The 16,640-nt window shown below is 36.2% G+C and carries 18 protein-coding genes and 1 tRNA gene; 5 read left to right on the top strand and 14 right to left on the bottom strand.

What is annotated here, in order from left to right; translation table 11 throughout:
• Positions 1-3 precede the first annotated feature (3 nt).
• From MNY27_RS09030 to MNY27_RS09000, 7 genes are all read right to left on the bottom strand, one after another.
• Entirely contained in the window at positions 4-1,344 is a 1,341-nt protein-coding gene (locus MNY27_RS09030) for an ATP citrate lyase citrate-binding domain-containing protein (RefSeq protein WP_346392182.1), read from the bottom strand.
• 79 nt (positions 1,345-1,423) lie between these two features.
• Positions 1,424-2,626, bottom strand: coding sequence for a hypothetical protein (locus MNY27_RS09025; RefSeq protein ID WP_346392181.1), 1,203 nt, complete (start codon positions 2,624-2,626; stop codon positions 1,424-1,426).
• The gene (locus tag MNY27_RS09020; RefSeq protein ID WP_152184656.1) at positions 2,623-3,192 is read right to left on the bottom strand and encodes an aminodeoxychorismate/anthranilate synthase component II; all 570 of its coding nucleotides are present in this window, start codon (positions 3,190-3,192) and stop codon (positions 2,623-2,625) included. The genes MNY27_RS09025 and MNY27_RS09020 overlap by 4 nt, the downstream gene beginning before the upstream one ends.
• A gap of 181 nt (positions 3,193-3,373) precedes the next feature.
• The gene (locus tag MNY27_RS09015) at positions 3,374-6,214 is read right to left on the bottom strand and encodes an EAL domain-containing protein (RefSeq protein WP_346392180.1); all 2,841 of its coding nucleotides are present in this window, start codon (positions 6,212-6,214) and stop codon (positions 3,374-3,376) included.
• The gene (locus tag MNY27_RS09010; protein WP_152184654.1) at positions 6,214-7,122 is read right to left on the bottom strand and encodes a cytochrome-c peroxidase; all 909 of its coding nucleotides are present in this window, start codon (positions 7,120-7,122) and stop codon (positions 6,214-6,216) included. Before MNY27_RS09010 ends, MNY27_RS09015 begins: the two co-directional genes overlap by 1 nt.
• A gap of 90 nt (positions 7,123-7,212) precedes the next feature.
• A tRNA-Met gene (locus MNY27_RS09005) sits at positions 7,213-7,289 on the bottom strand.
• A 65-nt stretch (positions 7,290-7,354) separates the two neighbouring features.
• Entirely contained in the window at positions 7,355-7,594 is a 240-nt protein-coding gene (locus MNY27_RS09000) for a glutaredoxin domain-containing protein (RefSeq protein WP_152184653.1), read from the bottom strand.
• A gap of 175 nt (positions 7,595-7,769) precedes the next feature.
• Between MNY27_RS09000 and groES the strand changes: the two genes are divergently transcribed.
• The 4 genes from groES to MNY27_RS08980 all read left to right on the top strand — a co-directional run bounded on the left by groES (position 7,770) and on the right by MNY27_RS08980 (position 10,933).
• Complete coding sequence (gene groES, locus MNY27_RS08995) at positions 7,770-8,030, top strand: co-chaperone GroES (RefSeq protein WP_152184652.1); 261 nt, start codon at positions 7,770-7,772, stop codon at positions 8,028-8,030.
• Between the two features lie 37 nt (positions 8,031-8,067).
• The gene (gene groL, locus MNY27_RS08990) at positions 8,068-9,711 is read left to right on the top strand and encodes a chaperonin GroEL (RefSeq protein ID WP_152184651.1); all 1,644 of its coding nucleotides are present in this window, start codon (positions 8,068-8,070) and stop codon (positions 9,709-9,711) included.
• Between the two features lie 140 nt (positions 9,712-9,851).
• Positions 9,852-10,706, top strand: a complete 855-nt coding sequence (locus MNY27_RS08985; protein WP_152184650.1) for a patatin-like phospholipase family protein — start codon at positions 9,852-9,854, stop codon at positions 10,704-10,706.
• A gap of 2 nt (positions 10,707-10,708) precedes the next feature.
• A complete protein-coding gene (locus MNY27_RS08980) occupies positions 10,709-10,933 on the top strand; it encodes a hypothetical protein (protein ID WP_152184649.1) in 225 nt (74 codons plus the stop codon).
• Positions 10,934-10,936: 3 nt separating this feature from the next.
• Here MNY27_RS08980 and exbD read toward each other — a convergent pair whose 3' ends face one another.
• The 7 genes from exbD to MNY27_RS08945 form a co-directional block, all read right to left on the bottom strand.
• The gene (gene exbD, locus MNY27_RS08975; protein ID WP_152184648.1) at positions 10,937-11,332 is read right to left on the bottom strand and encodes a TonB system transport protein ExbD; all 396 of its coding nucleotides are present in this window, start codon (positions 11,330-11,332) and stop codon (positions 10,937-10,939) included.
• Positions 11,325-11,783 carry a TonB-system energizer ExbB gene (gene exbB / locus MNY27_RS08970; protein ID WP_152184647.1) on the bottom strand — a complete coding sequence of 153 codons (459 nt, stop codon included), beginning with the start codon at positions 11,781-11,783 and terminating at the stop codon, positions 11,325-11,327. The genes exbD and exbB overlap by 8 nt, the downstream gene beginning before the upstream one ends.
• 2 nt (positions 11,784-11,785) lie before the next feature.
• Positions 11,786-12,622 (bottom strand): HAMP domain-containing sensor histidine kinase, encoded by an 837-nt coding sequence (locus tag MNY27_RS08965; RefSeq protein ID WP_152184646.1) that lies wholly within the window; start codon positions 12,620-12,622, stop codon positions 11,786-11,788.
• On the bottom strand, positions 12,612-13,268 hold the full coding sequence (locus tag MNY27_RS08960) for a response regulator transcription factor (protein WP_246153857.1): 657 nt from the start codon (positions 13,266-13,268) through the stop codon (positions 12,612-12,614). The genes MNY27_RS08965 and MNY27_RS08960 overlap by 11 nt, the downstream gene beginning before the upstream one ends.
• On the bottom strand, positions 13,258-14,265 hold the full coding sequence (gene pyrC, locus MNY27_RS08955; protein ID WP_152184644.1) for a dihydroorotase: 1,008 nt from the start codon (positions 14,263-14,265) through the stop codon (positions 13,258-13,260). Before pyrC ends, MNY27_RS08960 begins: the two co-directional genes overlap by 11 nt.
• Positions 14,266-14,312: 47 nt before the next feature.
• Positions 14,313-14,654 carry a hypothetical protein gene (locus MNY27_RS08950; protein WP_152184643.1) on the bottom strand — a complete coding sequence of 114 codons (342 nt, stop codon included), beginning with the start codon at positions 14,652-14,654 and terminating at the stop codon, positions 14,313-14,315.
• 61 nt (positions 14,655-14,715) lie between these two features.
• Positions 14,716-16,074 (bottom strand): phosphomannomutase/phosphoglucomutase, encoded by a 1,359-nt coding sequence (locus MNY27_RS08945; protein WP_346392179.1) that lies wholly within the window; start codon positions 16,072-16,074, stop codon positions 14,716-14,718.
• Between the two features lie 346 nt (positions 16,075-16,420).
• Here MNY27_RS08945 and MNY27_RS08940 point away from each other — a divergent pair, with 346 nt between their 5' ends.
• Positions 16,421-16,639, top strand: a complete 219-nt coding sequence (locus MNY27_RS08940) for a cold-shock protein (protein WP_152184641.1) — start codon at positions 16,421-16,423, stop codon at positions 16,637-16,639.
• Position 16,640 lies beyond the last annotated feature (1 nt).

The following is a 16,640-nucleotide window of genomic DNA, read 5'->3' as shown; positions in this document are numbered from 1 at the left end:
TCCTTACTTCTCTTCTAATGCCATACGTACAATATCTGTAACGTGTGTTTCTGGCCCATAAACGTGAATTTCAAGACCTAATCTGTCAGCTGCTTCTTTAATGTCTTTAAGACCTTTTTCGTAGTTTGGTCCACCACGACGAACGTAGATTTTGATACCAACATCTTTCATCTTATCTGCATACTCTTCAAATGCTTGAATGATACCTGTAAATGTTTTCGCAACATCAGTAAAGTTTGCAATCGCACCACCGATGATTAAGATTTTATCACGACCTTTTGGATCTTTTTCACGAGTCATAAGATCTAAAATAGTCTCAGCATAGAATTTTGTCTCACCAGTCGTTGGACCACCAGAGTACTCACCATAGTTTGCAAGATCTTCGATACCTGCGAAGTCAGCGATAGTATCAGCATATACAACTGAAGCACCACCACCGGCAACCATAGTCCAGATTCTAGCTTCTGGCTTAAGAAGTGTAAGTTTGAGTGAAGCACCAGTTTTTGCATCAGCCTCTTCGATAGCTTCAACTTCCGGAGATTTCGCTTCCATGCCAAATGCAGTAGGATACTCTACATCACCCCACTCTTCTACCATCATGAAACCTGCTGTATCATCAAGCTTAGCAACCATATCTAAAAGCTCGATTTTTGTACCTTGCATTACAAATGGGTTGATCTCAAGGTAAGCAAAGTTAAGCTCACGGTATGCTTTAAAGAAACCGATTGCAAATTTTGCGAAGTTCTCTTTATCTTCTTCTTTTACGTCTGCAGGAATATTTGCCTTGATTTTCTCAGCAATTTCTTCTTCTGTAGCAGTAATTGGGAATGCTACTTCAGTAACTTTTTCATCCCAACCTTCTTCAACTTCCATACCACCTTCAGCTGACATATAAAGAACATCTTCATCACCAACACAAGTAGCAGAGATGTAGTACTCTTCTGATTGATCATGTGGAGTAAATGGCTCAACAATGAAGTGAGTCAATCTATCTACTTTTGGCTCACCAGTCGGAGTGTCACCATCAAAAGAAAAATATACTTCAACATCTTCTTTTGATTTTTCATCAATCCAAGCCGCTGCTTTTTCTAAAGAAACATCACCAGGTTTTTGATCTTTAAAAAGTACTAGTCCGTTTTTACCACGTTTACCAAATAACATATCCGGTTTTGCAACAAGTGGCTTCTCTTTTAACCACGGCTTCTCTTTTGCAGCTTCAAGTAACTCAGCACCTGAAGTTACTAAAACTGTTTCATATGAATAAGTAAAATCTGGAAAATATTTATCCCAGTGTTTTGCTAAAATTGACTTTGCGTCGTATTCTCGTATCGCTTTTTGAGCCATAGAAACTCCCTATTTTGATATTTGTGGGTAATTTTAGCATAAACTCATTTAATAAATATCTTTGCCTTAGCTTAACTATCTAAATGCTTTGTTTATTGTTTAATTTAGTAACAGTGGCTTTGTAAAGGGTTTTGTTTTTGTAACGAATAGTTACACTTTCTTGCTTCGTACTCTGAAGAGGAATTGCATTGAGTCTATTTTGAGTGCATTTATCGATTCCATAAAAACGCAAACGCTTTTGCATTTTTGTATCTGTACTTACACAGCTATAACCTTGGCTTTTGAGTATCTGTGCCAACTCTTTTGCTATATGCATATTGTAAGCAAAGTTCTTTTTTGGATCATCTAGGAACAGATAGAGCTCTTTATTGAAAAAGACAAGAAGGGTATTGAATATCAAGAGTATAAAAGATATAACAAATATCGCTCTGTAAGCCTTTCTATTCTCTTTTAAACGTACTCTATAAGAGCTTGCAAAAGTCTGTGCTGCAAGTGGAAGTGCAACAATAAGATAGGGTGCGAAATGTTCAATATCTACTCTTTGACGAAAAGAGATAAGAAGCGAAAAAAGCAGTGCCGTTGCAGCAATATACCAGAGTTTGTCACGTTTATCTGCCAAATAGCGCCTGTAAAGTACATAAAACAGATAGATAAAGATGATAGGTGTAAAAATAGCACTGTAAACACCTATAGTATCTAAAAAGTGACCTCGTGGAAAACCATATATATCAAACCCATACAGGTAAGAAGATAGGATGAAAAGTCCAATATTATAGATAAACTCTTTTTTCTCTTTGTGAAAAAGATGATAAAAAGCCAAGCCTAAGAAGAGATAGACAAAACCGACATCCACTAAAGCATAAATAAGAAGAAGTAGGTTCATAAAAAACTTTGGAGTTCTCTCTTCTAAGTAGAGGTACAGTAGTAGTCCAAAGATGATAAATCCCGCATGATTGACCATTATAGCTGCACTGACAACACCAGGCAGTAATACAAAAGTCAGAACAAGCCAAAGTCTGTTTCGCTCAGAATTCAAATAGCGTTTAGAGATATCATAGATAAGAAACGCACTGGCAATGTGCATCATTATAAAAGGAAAGCGAAGTCCAAAATCATTCTGTCCAAAAAGAGCTAAAGAGGCTTTGACTAAAAGCTGTAAAAAAGAGAAGTCACCATAAAGCAGTGAAGCCTCACTTGAGGCTATTGAGATGTGTGATGTCTCAAAAAAAAGTACGAAAGCATCTATTCCTAAGATGAGAAATAAGATGAGTTTGTACCTCATAGTTTTAAAAAGTTTCCTATCATTTCATGCCCATATTCACTCATAATTGATTCTGGATGAAATTGCACTCCATAGATATCTTTACCTTTTATTTTGAGTGCCATTATCTCTTTATCATCTGTAGAGTAGGCTTTTGGCTCAACGATATCAGGGAGTCTGTTTTTATCTACGATGAGCGAGTGATAACGAGTGGCTATAAACTCTTGTGGCAGGTCTTTAAAGATTGCACACTCACCGGTTTGCTGCATCTTGGATGTTTTTCCATGCATCATATTTTTTGCACGGACCACATCTCCGCCAAAAACCTGAGCAATACTTTGATGCCCCAAACAAATCCCTAAAATTGGCACTTTATCTTTAAAATGACGAATCACATCAAGCGTAATCCCCGCTTCATCAGGAGAAGCAGGACCGGGAGAGATGATTATTTTTTCAGGGTGGAGTGCTTCAATCTCTTCTAAAGTCATCTCATCATTACGAATAATTTTTAAATCAGCACCCAACTCTCTACAATACTGAACAATATTATATGTAAAACTATCATAATTATCTATCATTAAAATCATATTCTCTTCTACCCCCTAAACAACCCCTAAATTTCGGGATTTTAAAAAATCATATACTTTTACAAGCGGGTAATTTCTACCCTATTTCTACCTCAAAACTGTTTATAGATTGCTATTATACATTTTCTATGATTGTTTTTGGATAAAATAACGGATGTAGTCTCTACTTATACTTTATTGATTAATGAAACCTTTCCATAATTTCCTCACATCTAACCGGCTTCGAGAAAAGATAACCTTGTCCAAGATCACAATTTGCTTTGCTAAGAAAATCTTCTTGTTCTTCTGTTTCGATGCCTTCAGAAACTACTGTATATCCAAGTGTTTTTGCCAGCGCAATAATAGCCTCTATAACAATATTATCAGAACTCTCTTGCGCTATACCATCTACAAAGGATTTGTCTATTTTGATGGTATCAACTGGAAGTTGTTTGAGATAGGACATAGAGGAATACCCTGTTCCAAAATCGTCAATGGAAATTTTAAATCCATGATCTCTGAAGTTTTGTAAAATACTCATGCTAGCAACAGTTTGTTCCATAACGAAGCGTTCAGTAATTTCAATTTCTATTTCACTTGGTTTGACATTATGTCGTTTAAGTATGGCTAAAAAGTTCTCTAAAAGGTTAGGCTCTTTAAACTGTAAACTAGAAACGTTAATAGCGATATATTTTATTTGTGTGTTCGATTGATGCATCTGCTTAAATGCTTTACATGATTCCTCAAAAACAAAATATCCGAGTGTAATGATTACTCCGTTTTCTTCGGCAACAGGAATAAATTTATCAGGAGGAACGTTGCCAAGAGTCGGGTTTTGCCATCGTATAAGTGCTTCTATTGAAAAAATACTGTTTGTACTAAGCTTGTATTGTGGTTGAAAAACCATATGGAACTCATTATTTTGTAAAGCACTACGAAGCTCCATATCAATATTGAGTTTATATTGTATATTTTGAGAAAGTTCTTTTGTGTAATAGCGAACATTGTTTTTTCCTGTTTCTTTAGCAAAATACATCGCACTGTCGGCATGTTTAACCAGTGTATTTACATCTTCTCCGTTTTCTGGATAGATGGCTATGCCAACACTTGCAGTAGTGACAAGAGAATGTTCATTTATCTTAATTGGTTCTGCAAGATTTTTAATGATATTTGTAGCCACTATGGCCGCATCACTTGCAGATTCCAGATTTTCTAAGATGACAACAAACTCATCTCCACCCCATCGCGAGATAAAATCGCTATCTCGAAGTGTAGCTTTAAGCCTCGATGCAACACCCTGCAATACTTCATCACCTATGTCATGTCCGAGTGTGTCATTTATGATTTTAAATCGGTCGAGGTCTACAAACAACACAGCTAAAATAGTTTGATTTCTTCGAGCTACTGCTAACGCATGAAATAAATACTCCTCAAAATGAGTACGGTTATAGAGCTCTGTCAGAGCGTCATGGTAAGCAAGATAATCAGCTTTTTTCTGTGAAGTTTCTAACTCTCTAAGATCAGTTTGCACTGCAGTATAATTAGCAACATTCCCTTTATCATTCGTGATTTGTTTAATTGTTGTCCAGACAGGGATTAACTCTCCTGCACTACTTATATTAACAAGCTTTCCTTTCCATATACCATTCTTTAAAAGCTGATTCCAGAGATCTTCATAAAAATATTTATCTTGCGCTCCTGATTGTAAAAAACTAAGATTCTTTCCTTGGATTTGCTTAAGCATATATCCGTATATGTTTGTAAATGCTCTATTGACAGAGACAACTTTTCCCTCTGCATCGGCTATGATAATAGCTTCTTCTGTATTTTCAAAAACTGTAGCTGCTTGCACTAGTTTTTTATTTTTTTCTATATAAGCTGTAATATCAAGTTTAAGAGCAATATAATTGACAAGCTTTCCTTCTATAAAAACAGGAACGATGGAAGCTTTTTCATATAAAATTGTACCATCTTTTCGTTTATTTATGAATTGCCCATCCCATTTCTCACCCTTTGCTAGCTTAGTGTTGAGCTCTTCATAAACATTTTCATCTTGGATATCTGATTTTAATATTCTTGGATTTTCCCCAAGTACCTCTTTGGCTTTATATCCAGTCGCTTTTTCAAATGTTTCATTGACATAGATAATCTTTCTTTCTATATCTGTTATCACGACAATATTGTCACTGTGTTCTACAGCGTATTTGAAAGCTAAAAGTTCTTTCTTTATTTTGATTGACTCAAGATGAGAGAGAATCAGTGCAAACAAAATAAAAACTGCAAAAAAGAAAAAAGTATTCAATAGCCATGTTTGGTACTGCAAACTTTTTTCATAGTCACGTGTAATATGAAGTTTAAGCATTTCAATTTGCTGATAAAGAGGATTTATTTGAATCTCTTGTGAAACTTCTTTGAGTGATTGGAGTGTTTGAAGCATCACTTTAGAGTGTCGGTAAAAAGTATATAGATATTGTTTTTTTTCATTATTTGCAATGATTTTAAGTTTATTGAGTTTTTTATCTATAATTTTTTTATCAATATAGTCACTTGAAGCATATCTTAAAATATAAAAAAGTGTTTCATTTGTTAGATTCTTTGCTTGAAGTGAAATTTCAGAAGCATCTGAAATAGTTCTCTGCAGATCAAAAAGAAAGTGCGAGCTGTTGATAAGAGTAGAGTTTTGTGCTTTAAAATATTCTAAATCTTCAACTTTCTTTTGAAAATTTTTTGAGATATCTTTTAGAAGAACAGAAGTGTCTGTATTGTATTTTTGCAAATCACTGCTTACACGTTTAAGTATTTGATGGAACTTATTTTCTTGCTTATCGATTTCATCATAATTCGTAAACTTGTTTGTAGTAAAAGTGAAACTGTAAAGTTCTTTGTCTATAAGTTGCAGAGTTGTTATTTTGTTACTTTGTAAAGCATAATGGCTCATACCCTCTTTTATTTTATATCCAGTAACAAACATAATAAAAACAAAGAGGATAAAGATAAAAAGTATAAATGTAGTTCTGTCTGTCTGTTTAAATTTTTCTATCATCAGGGCTCAATATTTTTAGGAAGTTCACCATTGAGTGATTTTAAGAAAGCTACTATCTTTGAAATCTCCTCTTTGGTAATATGACGGCCAAGTTGATACTGAGACATAATTTCAACAGCTTCTTTAAGATCATACGTACGTCCATCATGAAAGTAGGGCGCGGTTCTTGCAACATTACGAAGCGAGGGAACTTTAAAGAAATATTTATCTCTCTCTTTATGAGTAATATTATATCTTCCCAGCCACTCTGAATTCGTTTCGTTAAAAATACCGAATTTATTATACAGATTGCCACCAATATTTTCCCCATGGTGACAGCTTGCACATCCTTTAGACTTAAAAAGCGCATATCCCTCTTTTTCTTCCTGAGTAAGAGCCTTGCTATCACCTCTTAGATATTTGTCAAAGCGAGAATTTGGTGTGATAAGCGTTTTTTCATACTCTGCTATGGCATCAGTAATATTTTGTTTTGTAATACCATCATCATAAATTGCATCAAAAAGTTTTTTATATTCGCTTTTTCTGAGTTTTGCTACGACCTCTTTAAAAGAAGAAGCCATTTCAATAGGATTTTCAATAGGTCCTGCAGCTTGTTCTTGTAAATCTTTTGCCCGACCATCCCAAAACTGTCGAAAATTAAAATAGGCATTATAGACAGTAGGAGCATTAATTGTTCCCTCCCGCCCTTTAATACCAAAAGAGAACTTGAGTCCGTCATCACCACCCTCTTCCAAGTTGTGGCATGTTGCACAACTGACAGTGTCATCATGTGAGAGAATAGGATCAAAGAAGAGTGCTTTTCCAAGTTTTACCTTCGCATAATTGACTTCTACAGTTTGCGGTAATGGAGTAATGGGCTCACTCGCCATTAAAGTTGAAAATAGCAATATACTTATTAATTTATACATGATGTTATTATACCGCATAGGAGCTGAAACGATATTTATTACAGATTGTCGCACTTGATTGTTGAATGGGCGGAAGTTTGTTTAAGAAAATGGTGTCAAGAGAGAGACTTGAACTCTCGACCTCCGGCTTATGAGACCAGCGCTCTAACCAGCTGAGCTACCTTGACATCGTTTAAGAGGCTGGAATTATACATAAGTTCATCTTAGAGTTTTATAAAAGTACAAAAAAGTTTTATAATGCTTTTTCTATCGCTTTTTGATCAAATCCACAAATCCATCTGCTTCCTATTAAAACAACAGGAACACCTCGACAACCATGACGTTCACAATCCTGTGCTGCTTTTGTATCTTTTGTAATATCTATGGCTTTAAATTTTATACCGTTTTTTTTGAAGTACTCTTTTGCAACACTGCACCATTTACATGTCGGAGATGTAAAGAGTACTACTTTTTTCTGTTTTTTACTCTCCATAAAGCTTCCTCCTTGATTTCTTTATGAAATTATAGATACTGTTTTCTTTATAGTAAATAAAGTTTCATAAAAATATTTAGAAAAGTTTAGTCACTAAGACTAAAAGGATTGACATATTCTCTTTTTTTTTGTATTATCACACTTGTAATTTAAAAGAAATTAGGAGGATAATTAAATGAATTTCAAACCACTAGGTGATAGAGTATTAGTAGAGAGAGTCGAAGAGACAAATACAACTGCAAGTGGAATTATCATCCCTGACAATGCGAAGGAAAAACCTTCACAAGCAAAAGTAGTCGCAGTATCAAGCGAAGTTGAAGATGTTAAAGAGGGTGATGTTGTTGTATTTGGCAAATATTCTGGAACTGAACTCGCACTTGAAGGGAAAGAGTACTTAGTGCTTGAGACATCAGACATTCTTGGCGTAATCGCATAATAATTTAACAATTATAAAATTTAAGGAGATATCAAATATGGCAAAAGAGATAATTTTTTCAGATAATGCAAGAAATAAATTGGCACGCGGAGTTGAGAAACTTACAGATGCAGTAAAAGTAACAATGGGACCACGCGGTCGTAATGTTTTAATCCAAAAATCTTACGGAAGTCCTGTAATCACAAAAGATGGTGTTTCTGTTGCTCGAGAGATTGAACTTGCTGACAAACTAGAAGATATGGGTGCACAACTTGTAAAAGAGGTAGCATCTAATACTGCTGATGAGGCTGGTGATGGAACAACAACTGCAACAGTTTTAGCAAATGCTATCTTCTCTGAAGGTCTGCGTAATATCACTGCAGGTGCAAACCCTGTTGAAGTAAAACGTGGAATGGACAAAGCATGTGAAGCGATTTTAGAGAACCTAAAAGCAAGTGCAAAAACTATTAAAGATAAAAATGAAATCGCGCAAGTTGCTACAATCTCTGCAAACTCTGATGCACAAATCGGTGAGATGATTGCTGAGGCTATGGAGAAAGTCGGTCAAGATGGTGTTATCACTGTTGAAGAAGCAAAAGGTATCGTTGACGAGCTCGATGTAGTTGAGGGTATGCAGTTTGACCGCGGTTACTTAAGTCCTTACTTCATCACAAACACTGAGAAGATGACAGCTGAGATTGAAAATCCTTGGATTTTACTAGCTGACAGTAAAATCGCATCACTAAAAGACCTTTTACCAGTGTTAGAGCAAGTACAAAAAACAAACCGCCCACTGCTTATCATTGCTGAAGATGTAGAGGGTGAAGCACTCTCAACTCTAGTTGTAAACAAACTTCGTGGTGTGCTGAATATCTCTGCTGTTAAAGCACCTGGTTTTGGTGACAGAAGAAAAGCGATGCTCCAAGATATCGCAATCCTTACAGGTGGTACAGTAATCTCTGAGGAGACTGGTCATACACTAGAAGGTACAACTATTGACATGCTTGGTCAAGCTGCTCGTGTAGTCATTGACAAAGACAATACTGTTATCGTTGATGGTGCAGGAAGTAAAGAGGCAGTTGAGGCTCGCATCAAAGAGATCAGAACTCAAATGGAGACAACTACAAGCGAGTATGACAAAGAGAAACTCCAAGAGCGTCTTGCAAAACTTTCTGGCGGTGTAGCAGTTATCAAAGTAGGTGCTGCAACTGAGACAGAGATGAAAGAGAAAAAAGACCGTGTTGATGATGCACTCTCAGCGACAAAAGCTGCTGTTGAAGAGGGAATCGTTATCGGTGGTGGAGCGGCTCTTGTTCGTGCTGCTGCAAAAGTAACTGTTGATGATTTAGAGGGTGACCAAAAAATCGGTGCTGAGATCATTTTACGTGCTGTAAAAGCTCCGGTAAAACAGATCGCAGCAAATGCTGGTTATGATACAGGTGTTGTTGTTAACGCTATTGAGAATGCTGACAGCGAGACAATCGGTTTCAATGCTGCAACTGGTGAGTATGTAGATATGTTTGAAGCTGGTATCATCGATCCACTTAAAGTTGAGCGTGTTGCACTTACAAATGCAACATCAGTATCAAGCTTACTTCTTACAACAGAAGCAGCAATCTTTGAGATTCCAAAAGAGGGAGCTGCTGCACCAGACATGGGAGCAGGTATGCCTCCACAAATGGGAATGCCAAGTATGATGTAACTGTCAAAAAGTGCTCTTTGAGCACTTGACAGTATACTCTCTTTTATCTTTCACTTAATCCATTCAAAGAAAAATCCTTTTAACTCCCTTTCATCATAAAACTATGCTAAAATACCCTCATCTTACATTCAAAGAAAAATATGAAAGAAAAAAAGATATCACTAGTTCTTGGTAGTGGTGGTGCAAGGGGCATCATACATATTGGTATAATCAAGTGGCTAGAAGAACACAACTATAAAATCAAATCTATTTCCGGTTGTTCTATGGGTGCACTTATCGGTGGTTTTTACGCTGCCGGGCGATTAGATGCATACAGTGAGTGGCTGCGTGAGATTGATATCTTAGATATGCTTAAACTTCTTGATTTTAAAGGAAGTGGCGGTTTTGTTTCCGGTGAAAAGCTTATGAAAAAGCTCCAAGAGATTCTTGGAGAGCATACAATAGAAGAGCTGCCAATTAAATTTACAGCGGTTGCAACAGATATAGATACACACAAAGAGGTCTGGATCAATGAAGGACCTCTACTGAATGCCATTCGTGCTTCTATCTCACTTCCTATGTTCTTCACACCCTATAAATATAAAAACAAAAATCTTGTCGATGGCGGTGTATTAAATCCGGTGCCTATTGCTCCGACATTTCATGACGATACAGATTTAACCATTTCTGTAAATCTTGGAGGAGAAGCAACACTACATCCACTTATAAATAATAAAAATAAGGACTCTTCTATTTCAAATACCTTTAAAGAGTACTTTGGTAAATTATCTTTACCTGATAGTTTTACAAAAGAAAATAATATCTATATGGTTGCAAATAAATCCTTTGAAACTATGCAGAGTAATATTGCTAAAATGAAACTGGCAGCTTATCCTTCAGATATTGAAATAGACATTCCCATAAATTTATGTGGGACATTTGAATTTAACAAAGCAGATAAGCTTATAGAGTATGGCTATAATATCTGCAATACGATTGAAGAATTAAAGGAATAAGAATGCAAAATCCGTTTGAGAGTGGACAGATAAAAAACTATCTGCTACTCTATGCAAGTGTTGTCGTTATTATGGTACTTTTTTTCATAGCAACAACACTCTTCAATGAAGACAAAGAGGTAAAACAAAAAGAATTCAATACAGAACCTGTTGCCAAAAAAGAAAAAAATGTGACAGTTGAAAAAAAAGTAAAACCGAAATTTCAACTGTTAGAGAAAGCTTACTAGGCTTTACTCTTTTGTAACGATATAGAGCTGTTCGTGACCAAGACGCTTTAAAATATCCATCACAGAGACAAAATCCTGAAATTTGGACTCTTTATCACTTCTGAGGACTACTGTCTGTTTTTTTGAAATAGTAGAGAGTTTCTGTTCTAGTTGCGTGAGATTTACCTGCTCTTTTTCAAAAAAAATCTCACCTTTTGCATTGACATATACGGTGACCTCTTTTTGTGTATCTTCTTTTTGTGTTGCTTTTGCTTCCGGTAGATCAACAGGAATGACACCTTGTTTTATGAATGTTGCAGTTGTCAGCACCATAACAAGAAGAACGAGCATAATGTCGATAAAAGGGATAACATTTATCTGATCAAAACGCTTGAAGTTCTTTTTTTTACATCTACTCATTTACTGCTTCTTCGTTTGCTATATCAAATTTTGTAAGTATACGTTCTACTTTTCTCAGCACTATTGTATAGGCAATAATTGCCGGCATCGCCACAATAAGACCTGCCGCTGTGGCTTTAAGTGCTAATGCAAGGCCCATCATGATTTTTTTCGCATCAACTGCACCGATATCACCTAAAGAGTAAAAAGTAATCATAATCCCAACAACAGTTCCCAAGAGCCCAACATATGGAGCATTTGAACCAATAGCACTGATGATACCTATATTGTCGGTCAAATCAAGTTCTAAATTATCTCTATGTTTATAATCTTCTATACGTACACTTTTATAAAACATCATTCTCTCTATAAAAAGCCATAAAGTAACTACACTCATCAGTGCCAAAATTCCCATTACGCCATAATCAAGTGCCTTTTCCGCATACTCTATCATTGAACTTGTTGTCTGCATTCTTATCCCTGTAGTTTTTTAAATTTTAATTTTACTGTTGTTCCAACATTCGGTGATGAATCAAAAATCAATACAATACCATTCTCATCACAAAATCTCTTGACCATGCTTAGCCCTATTCCAAAACCTTGCATATCTCTGTTTATCTGATAGTAGTTGTCAAAGATACCTAAAAGCTCTACCTCATCCATCCCGATTCCATAATCCTGAACAAGCAACATATCATTTTCTATTTTTATATCTATCTTTTTCGAACTTCCTGAGTATTTTACTCCATTATCAATCAGGTTGTCAATTACCTTAGAGAGTCCAATTTTATCCATAAAAAGCTCACAAGAAGCTAATGATAGATGAAACTCCATATTTGGGTAAATCTTTTGTATGAATTCTACCCGTTCTTTGACAAGTTCATCTAAAAAAAATTTCTCTTTTATCTCCTGTTTTGTCTGCATCTTAATAAGATAATCGAGTTCATTATAGCGCTGTTTTAACATATTACAAGCACTCTCAATACGTTCTACTCTTTTGAGCATTTTTGTATCGTTCAGGTTCTTCTTTAACATTTGGGTATTAGTCACAATCGTACTTATAGGTAAATTGAGCTCATGCAATGTCTCTTTGGAGAGCATCTGTAGATTTTTTACATAGGCTTCAAGTGGGTCAATCGAGAGTTTAGAGATGAACAGTGCAGAGAGAATGACCAAAGCAAAAACAATAATCCCTAAAAGCAAGAGATTAGAAACTGCCAAAACTTCAAGAGCATAATACAAAAGCAGTAAAAACAGACTCACTGTCAAAAAATAAAAAACAAAAATATTAAACCGGAGATTACGAAACAAGTTTGTATCCTATGCCTCGGACATTTTCAAACTTGAGTTCAGGGAGCAGTTGCTTGAGACGATTGACATAAACACGAAGCACGCCGTCACTGCCACCTTCTGCACTACTCCACAACTCATCCAAGATCAACTCTTTAGGAACTGTTTCATTATAGTGTTTCATAAAAAGCAGAAGCAGTCCATACTCTTTTTTAGAAAGATTTAGCTCTTCTCCTTTATAACGAATACGCTGATGCACTTCATCATGACACAGCTCTCCAGCACATTCAGGTTCATGCTGTTTCACTCTTCGAAGCACTGCTTTTATGCGCAGTAAAAGTTCATCCATATCAAAAGGTTTGGTAATGTAATCATCACAACCATTTACAAAGCCCTCTTCTAGTTTTGACTTTTCTGTGTGTGACGTTAAAAAGATGGCGGGTGTATTATCATCTGCCTCACGCAGGTCTCTTAAAAGACAAAGCCCATCAATGAGAGGAACATTGATATCTAAAAGATAGAGATCAAACCTGTTTTTATAGGTAGCATCAAGGGCATCCTGTCCATTAGGCACATGAATCACTTCATAATCAGCATCTTCAAGCAAGTCCACTATTGTCTCGCCAAAGAGCAGATCATCCTCTAAAAGCAGTATTTTAATCGACACTCTCAATAGCCCAAGATAGAGTTTCACCTGCATACATAGGTACTACATTTGAGTACTCATCCGGTACAACAAAAGGACGTTTTTCTAAGGTTACCTCTTTAAACTCCGGACAGATACCGTAAATGCTCTGTGCATTGTCACTGACAAAAGTCTGCAGGTTATCAAGCTTATCAAATTGCTCAAAAATCTCACACAGAAGCTGCAGAGCGATCGGTGCAGTAAAGACACCTGCAGCACAGCCACAAGACTCTTTTTTATGACGAGGATGCGGCGCTGAGTCTGAACCAAACATCACTTTTGGATGTGCTTCAAGTGCGATAGATAATAGTGCATCCAAGTCTTGGGGACGTTTTGCGATCGGTTTACAAAAAAGATGTGGCTGCATCATGCCACCCACAACATCATCTAGTGTTAAAAGAAGGTGATGGACTGTAATTGTTGCATAGAGATTATCATACTTATCAAGCATATCAACGGCTGCTTTTGTCGTAATATGCTCCATAATGATTTTCAAATCTGGAAAGTTCTTCGCTAAAAGCTCATAGATAGACATAAATTCAGCCTCTCTGTCCATGACAAAGCCATCTGTCTCACCATGAACACACAGTGGAATCCCTAACTGGCTCATTGCTTCAAGTGTTGGACGCATCTCTTCGATATCAAAAGAGCTCACACCACCTTCAGAATTTGTCGTAATTCCTGCCGGATAGAGCTTGATTGCTGTAATCTCTTCTGCTACATCCGTTAAAAAGTTTTTATCATAGTTTTGATAAAAGAGTGTCATATAAGGTTCAAAGTAGTCATTTGGTACAGCTGCAATAATGCGCTCTTTATAGGCAATAACATCCTCTTTTGTCGTTACAGGAGGAACAAGGTTTGGCATTATAATGGCACCACTAAAAGAGTATGCAGTCAGTGGAGCAATATTTTCAAGCATTACACCATCACGCAGGTGTAGGTGCATATCAAGTGGCATTAAAAGCGTATGCGTTTTCATCAAAGAGTCCTTAGATTATCATTTAGGCAATTATATCGAAGTTGCAATTAAATGCCCCATAAATAGACATCAATAAATGCGATAAACATCCCTAAAAATGCCAAAGATCTGTAAAGGTGCGAGAGTTTCACAAAAGGTTTTCCATCAATGAAAATACCGAGTTGTACAGCAGAAACAATCAAAGATGAAAGTATAAAGAAGAGATAGGCAACAATGACAACGACGTACCAAGTTTTATGTGTAAACCCATATGCAAATAGAGCTATTACAGCTGCTAAAACGATGACATTTTGAATAAGCATATTTGTATTTGGTTTTTCCTCTTTTTTATAGACACGGGCAATCTTAAAGTATAAAAAAGAGAATAAAAGGGCAAAATAAAAAAGCATAGACAGCATTCCTCAAATAATTTTGAGAGAATTCTATCCAAATAATATTAAGTAATGTTTATTATAAGCTTTCTTTAGCTTTTAAAATAAGCTCATTAATTACTTTCTCATAATGTTTTGCTTCCGCTGCATCTGTTGATTCAAAACGCGTTACAAGAACCGGAGTTGTATTTGATGCACGGACAAGTCCCCAGCCTTTTTCAAAGTTAATACGTACACCATCTACTGTAATGATATCTTTGATAGTAGGGAAATCTACAGGCGGATTTTTGAGAAGCTCTTTGATTGTATCCATCAGTTTAAACTTCTCTTCTTCTGTAGTTTCCACTTTTATCTCTTCTGTAGAGAACACTTTTGGCAATTTTTCAAGTTCAGCATCCAAGTCAATGCCCTCTTTTATGAGCTCTAACATACGCAGTGTCGCATAGATAGCATCATCATAACCAAAATAGCGGTTTTTAAAGAAAATATGCCCGCTTACTTCACATGCAAGATCAGCACCTGTCTCTTTCATTTTCACTTTAAGATTTGAGTGCCCTGTTTTATACATAATGGCTTTTGCACCACGGCGAGTCAGTTCGTCATACATCACTTGAGAACACTTCACTTCACCGATAACCGTCGGCTTCTCCATCTTCATAGAGTATAGAAGTGCCATCATATCGCCTTTGATATTGTTCTTATGTGTAAGCACTGCAATCCTGTCTGCATCTCCATCGTAGGCAAAAGCAATATCACCCTCTTTTTCTAAAAGAGCTTTCACATCTTCTAAGTTGTGTTCCACTGAAGGGTCTGGATGGTGATTTGGGAATGTTCCGTCCGGCTCAACATAGAGCCCTTTTGCATGCAGTTCCAATCTATTAAAAATATCTTCTGTGACAACTCCTGCAACACCGTTACCGCAATCATATACGATGCGCGTATCCATCCCTTTAAGATGTTGAAATGCATTGACAATAAAGTCAATATATCTTGAAACTGCATCAATTTTAATGACTTTTCTCTCAGTTATTTGAGGCATATCCATAGCCTCACACTCACGTCCAAGTGCATAGATATCATCTGAGAAAAACGGTAGTTTATCTATGGTAATTTTAAAACCGTTATACTCACTTGGATTATGACTCCCTGTAATCATCACAGATGCAGAAGGTGTGATGCCATCCCACTCCTGATAATTTGTAAAGTAATTTACGGGAGTTGGTACTAGCCCCATATCAAGCACAGTTTTTCCACCGGCATTAAGTCCCTGCGTGAGGTATTCAAAAAGAATTGGAGAGTGGCTTCTTGCATCATAACCGACTGCTACATACTCACCATCTATTTTATCAGCCAATGCTCGGCCAATACGTACAACACTCGCTTCATTTAACTCTTTTTCATAGATACCACGGATATCATACTCTCTATAAATACTCAAAAATATTTCCTTGAAATTAATTACGCAATAATACACTGAAGTTGATTAAAAAAAGATACTATGCTTTGATATCCAAATATGAAGCTGGAGAAAAGTTTAATTCTGAAAGCTGATATTTGCATCTTTGACCTCTTTTTAGCTGCTTTATAGAGCCAATATCGGCATATTTCAAAAGAATTTGCAAAAAAAGGCAAAAAAGTTTGACTAATTCTATAATTCAGCTATACTGTTGCCAAGTGAAAGATGAGGCGTGAATTCATCTTTAGTGTGATTTTTGCTCTACCCGTGTTAAAACCTCCTAAAGACTTCTCCAATTTTTACACAAATTTATATACAAGGCTACACAATGGCACAATTAATGGACGGATCAGTTAAATGGTTCAACGATGAAAAAGGTTATGGTTTTATTCAACAAGACAATGGTGGGAGCGATGTATTCGTACATTTCCGTCAAGTAAACAATCCAAATGGTGGAAGAGTTTCTCTAGCAGAAGGTCAAAGAGTTACATTTGAAATCGGTGAGGGACAAAAAGGTCCTCAAGCTGAGAATGTAACTCCACTTTAGT

It is taken from the genome of Sulfurimonas sp. NWX79, from assembly GCF_039667035.1.
GTDB classification, from domain to species: domain Bacteria; phylum Campylobacterota; class Campylobacteria; order Campylobacterales; family Sulfurimonadaceae; genus Sulfurimonas; species Sulfurimonas indica.
The sequence above is the reverse complement of the archived record's forward strand: the minus strand, read 5'-3'. Positions and strand labels throughout refer to the sequence as shown.

Excerpts from the sequence above, each read along its gene's own strand:
- exbB (WP_152184647.1), bottom strand. The coding sequence starts at position 11,783 with ATGCAGACAACAAGTTCAATGATAGAGTATGCGGAAAAGGCACTTGAT.
- MNY27_RS08950 (WP_152184643.1), bottom strand. The coding sequence starts at position 14,654 with ATGCTTTTTTATTTTGCCCTTTTATTCTCTTTTTTATACTTTAAGATT.
- MNY27_RS09000 (WP_152184653.1), bottom strand. The coding sequence starts at position 7,594 with ATGGAGAGTAAAAAACAGAAAAAAGTAGTACTCTTTACATCTCCGACA.
- groES (WP_152184652.1), top strand. The coding sequence starts at position 7,770 with ATGAATTTCAAACCACTAGGTGATAGAGTATTAGTAGAGAGAGTCGAA.
- MNY27_RS08980 (WP_152184649.1), top strand. The coding sequence starts at position 10,709 with ATGCAAAATCCGTTTGAGAGTGGACAGATAAAAAACTATCTGCTACTC.
- MNY27_RS09025 (WP_346392181.1), bottom strand. The coding sequence starts at position 2,626 with ATGAGGTACAAACTCATCTTATTTCTCATCTTAGGAATAGATGCTTTC.
- MNY27_RS09015 (WP_346392180.1), bottom strand. The coding sequence starts at position 6,214 with ATGATAGAAAAATTTAAACAGACAGACAGAACTACATTTATACTTTTT.
- MNY27_RS09020 (WP_152184656.1), bottom strand. The coding sequence starts at position 3,192 with ATGATTTTAATGATAGATAATTATGATAGTTTTACATATAATATTGTT.
- MNY27_RS08940 (WP_152184641.1), top strand. The coding sequence starts at position 16,421 with ATGGCACAATTAATGGACGGATCAGTTAAATGGTTCAACGATGAAAAA.
- pyrC (WP_152184644.1), bottom strand. The coding sequence starts at position 14,265 with ATGAAAACGCATACGCTTTTAATGCCACTTGATATGCACCTACACCTG.
- MNY27_RS09010 (WP_152184654.1), bottom strand. The coding sequence starts at position 7,122 with ATGTATAAATTAATAAGTATATTGCTATTTTCAACTTTAATGGCGAGT.
- MNY27_RS09030 (WP_346392182.1), bottom strand. The coding sequence starts at position 1,344 with ATGGCTCAAAAAGCGATACGAGAATACGACGCAAAGTCAATTTTAGCA.
- exbD (WP_152184648.1), bottom strand. The coding sequence starts at position 11,332 with ATGAGTAGATGTAAAAAAAAGAACTTCAAGCGTTTTGATCAGATAAAT.
- groL (WP_152184651.1), top strand. The coding sequence starts at position 8,068 with ATGGCAAAAGAGATAATTTTTTCAGATAATGCAAGAAATAAATTGGCA.
- MNY27_RS08985 (WP_152184650.1), top strand. The coding sequence starts at position 9,852 with ATGAAAGAAAAAAAGATATCACTAGTTCTTGGTAGTGGTGGTGCAAGG.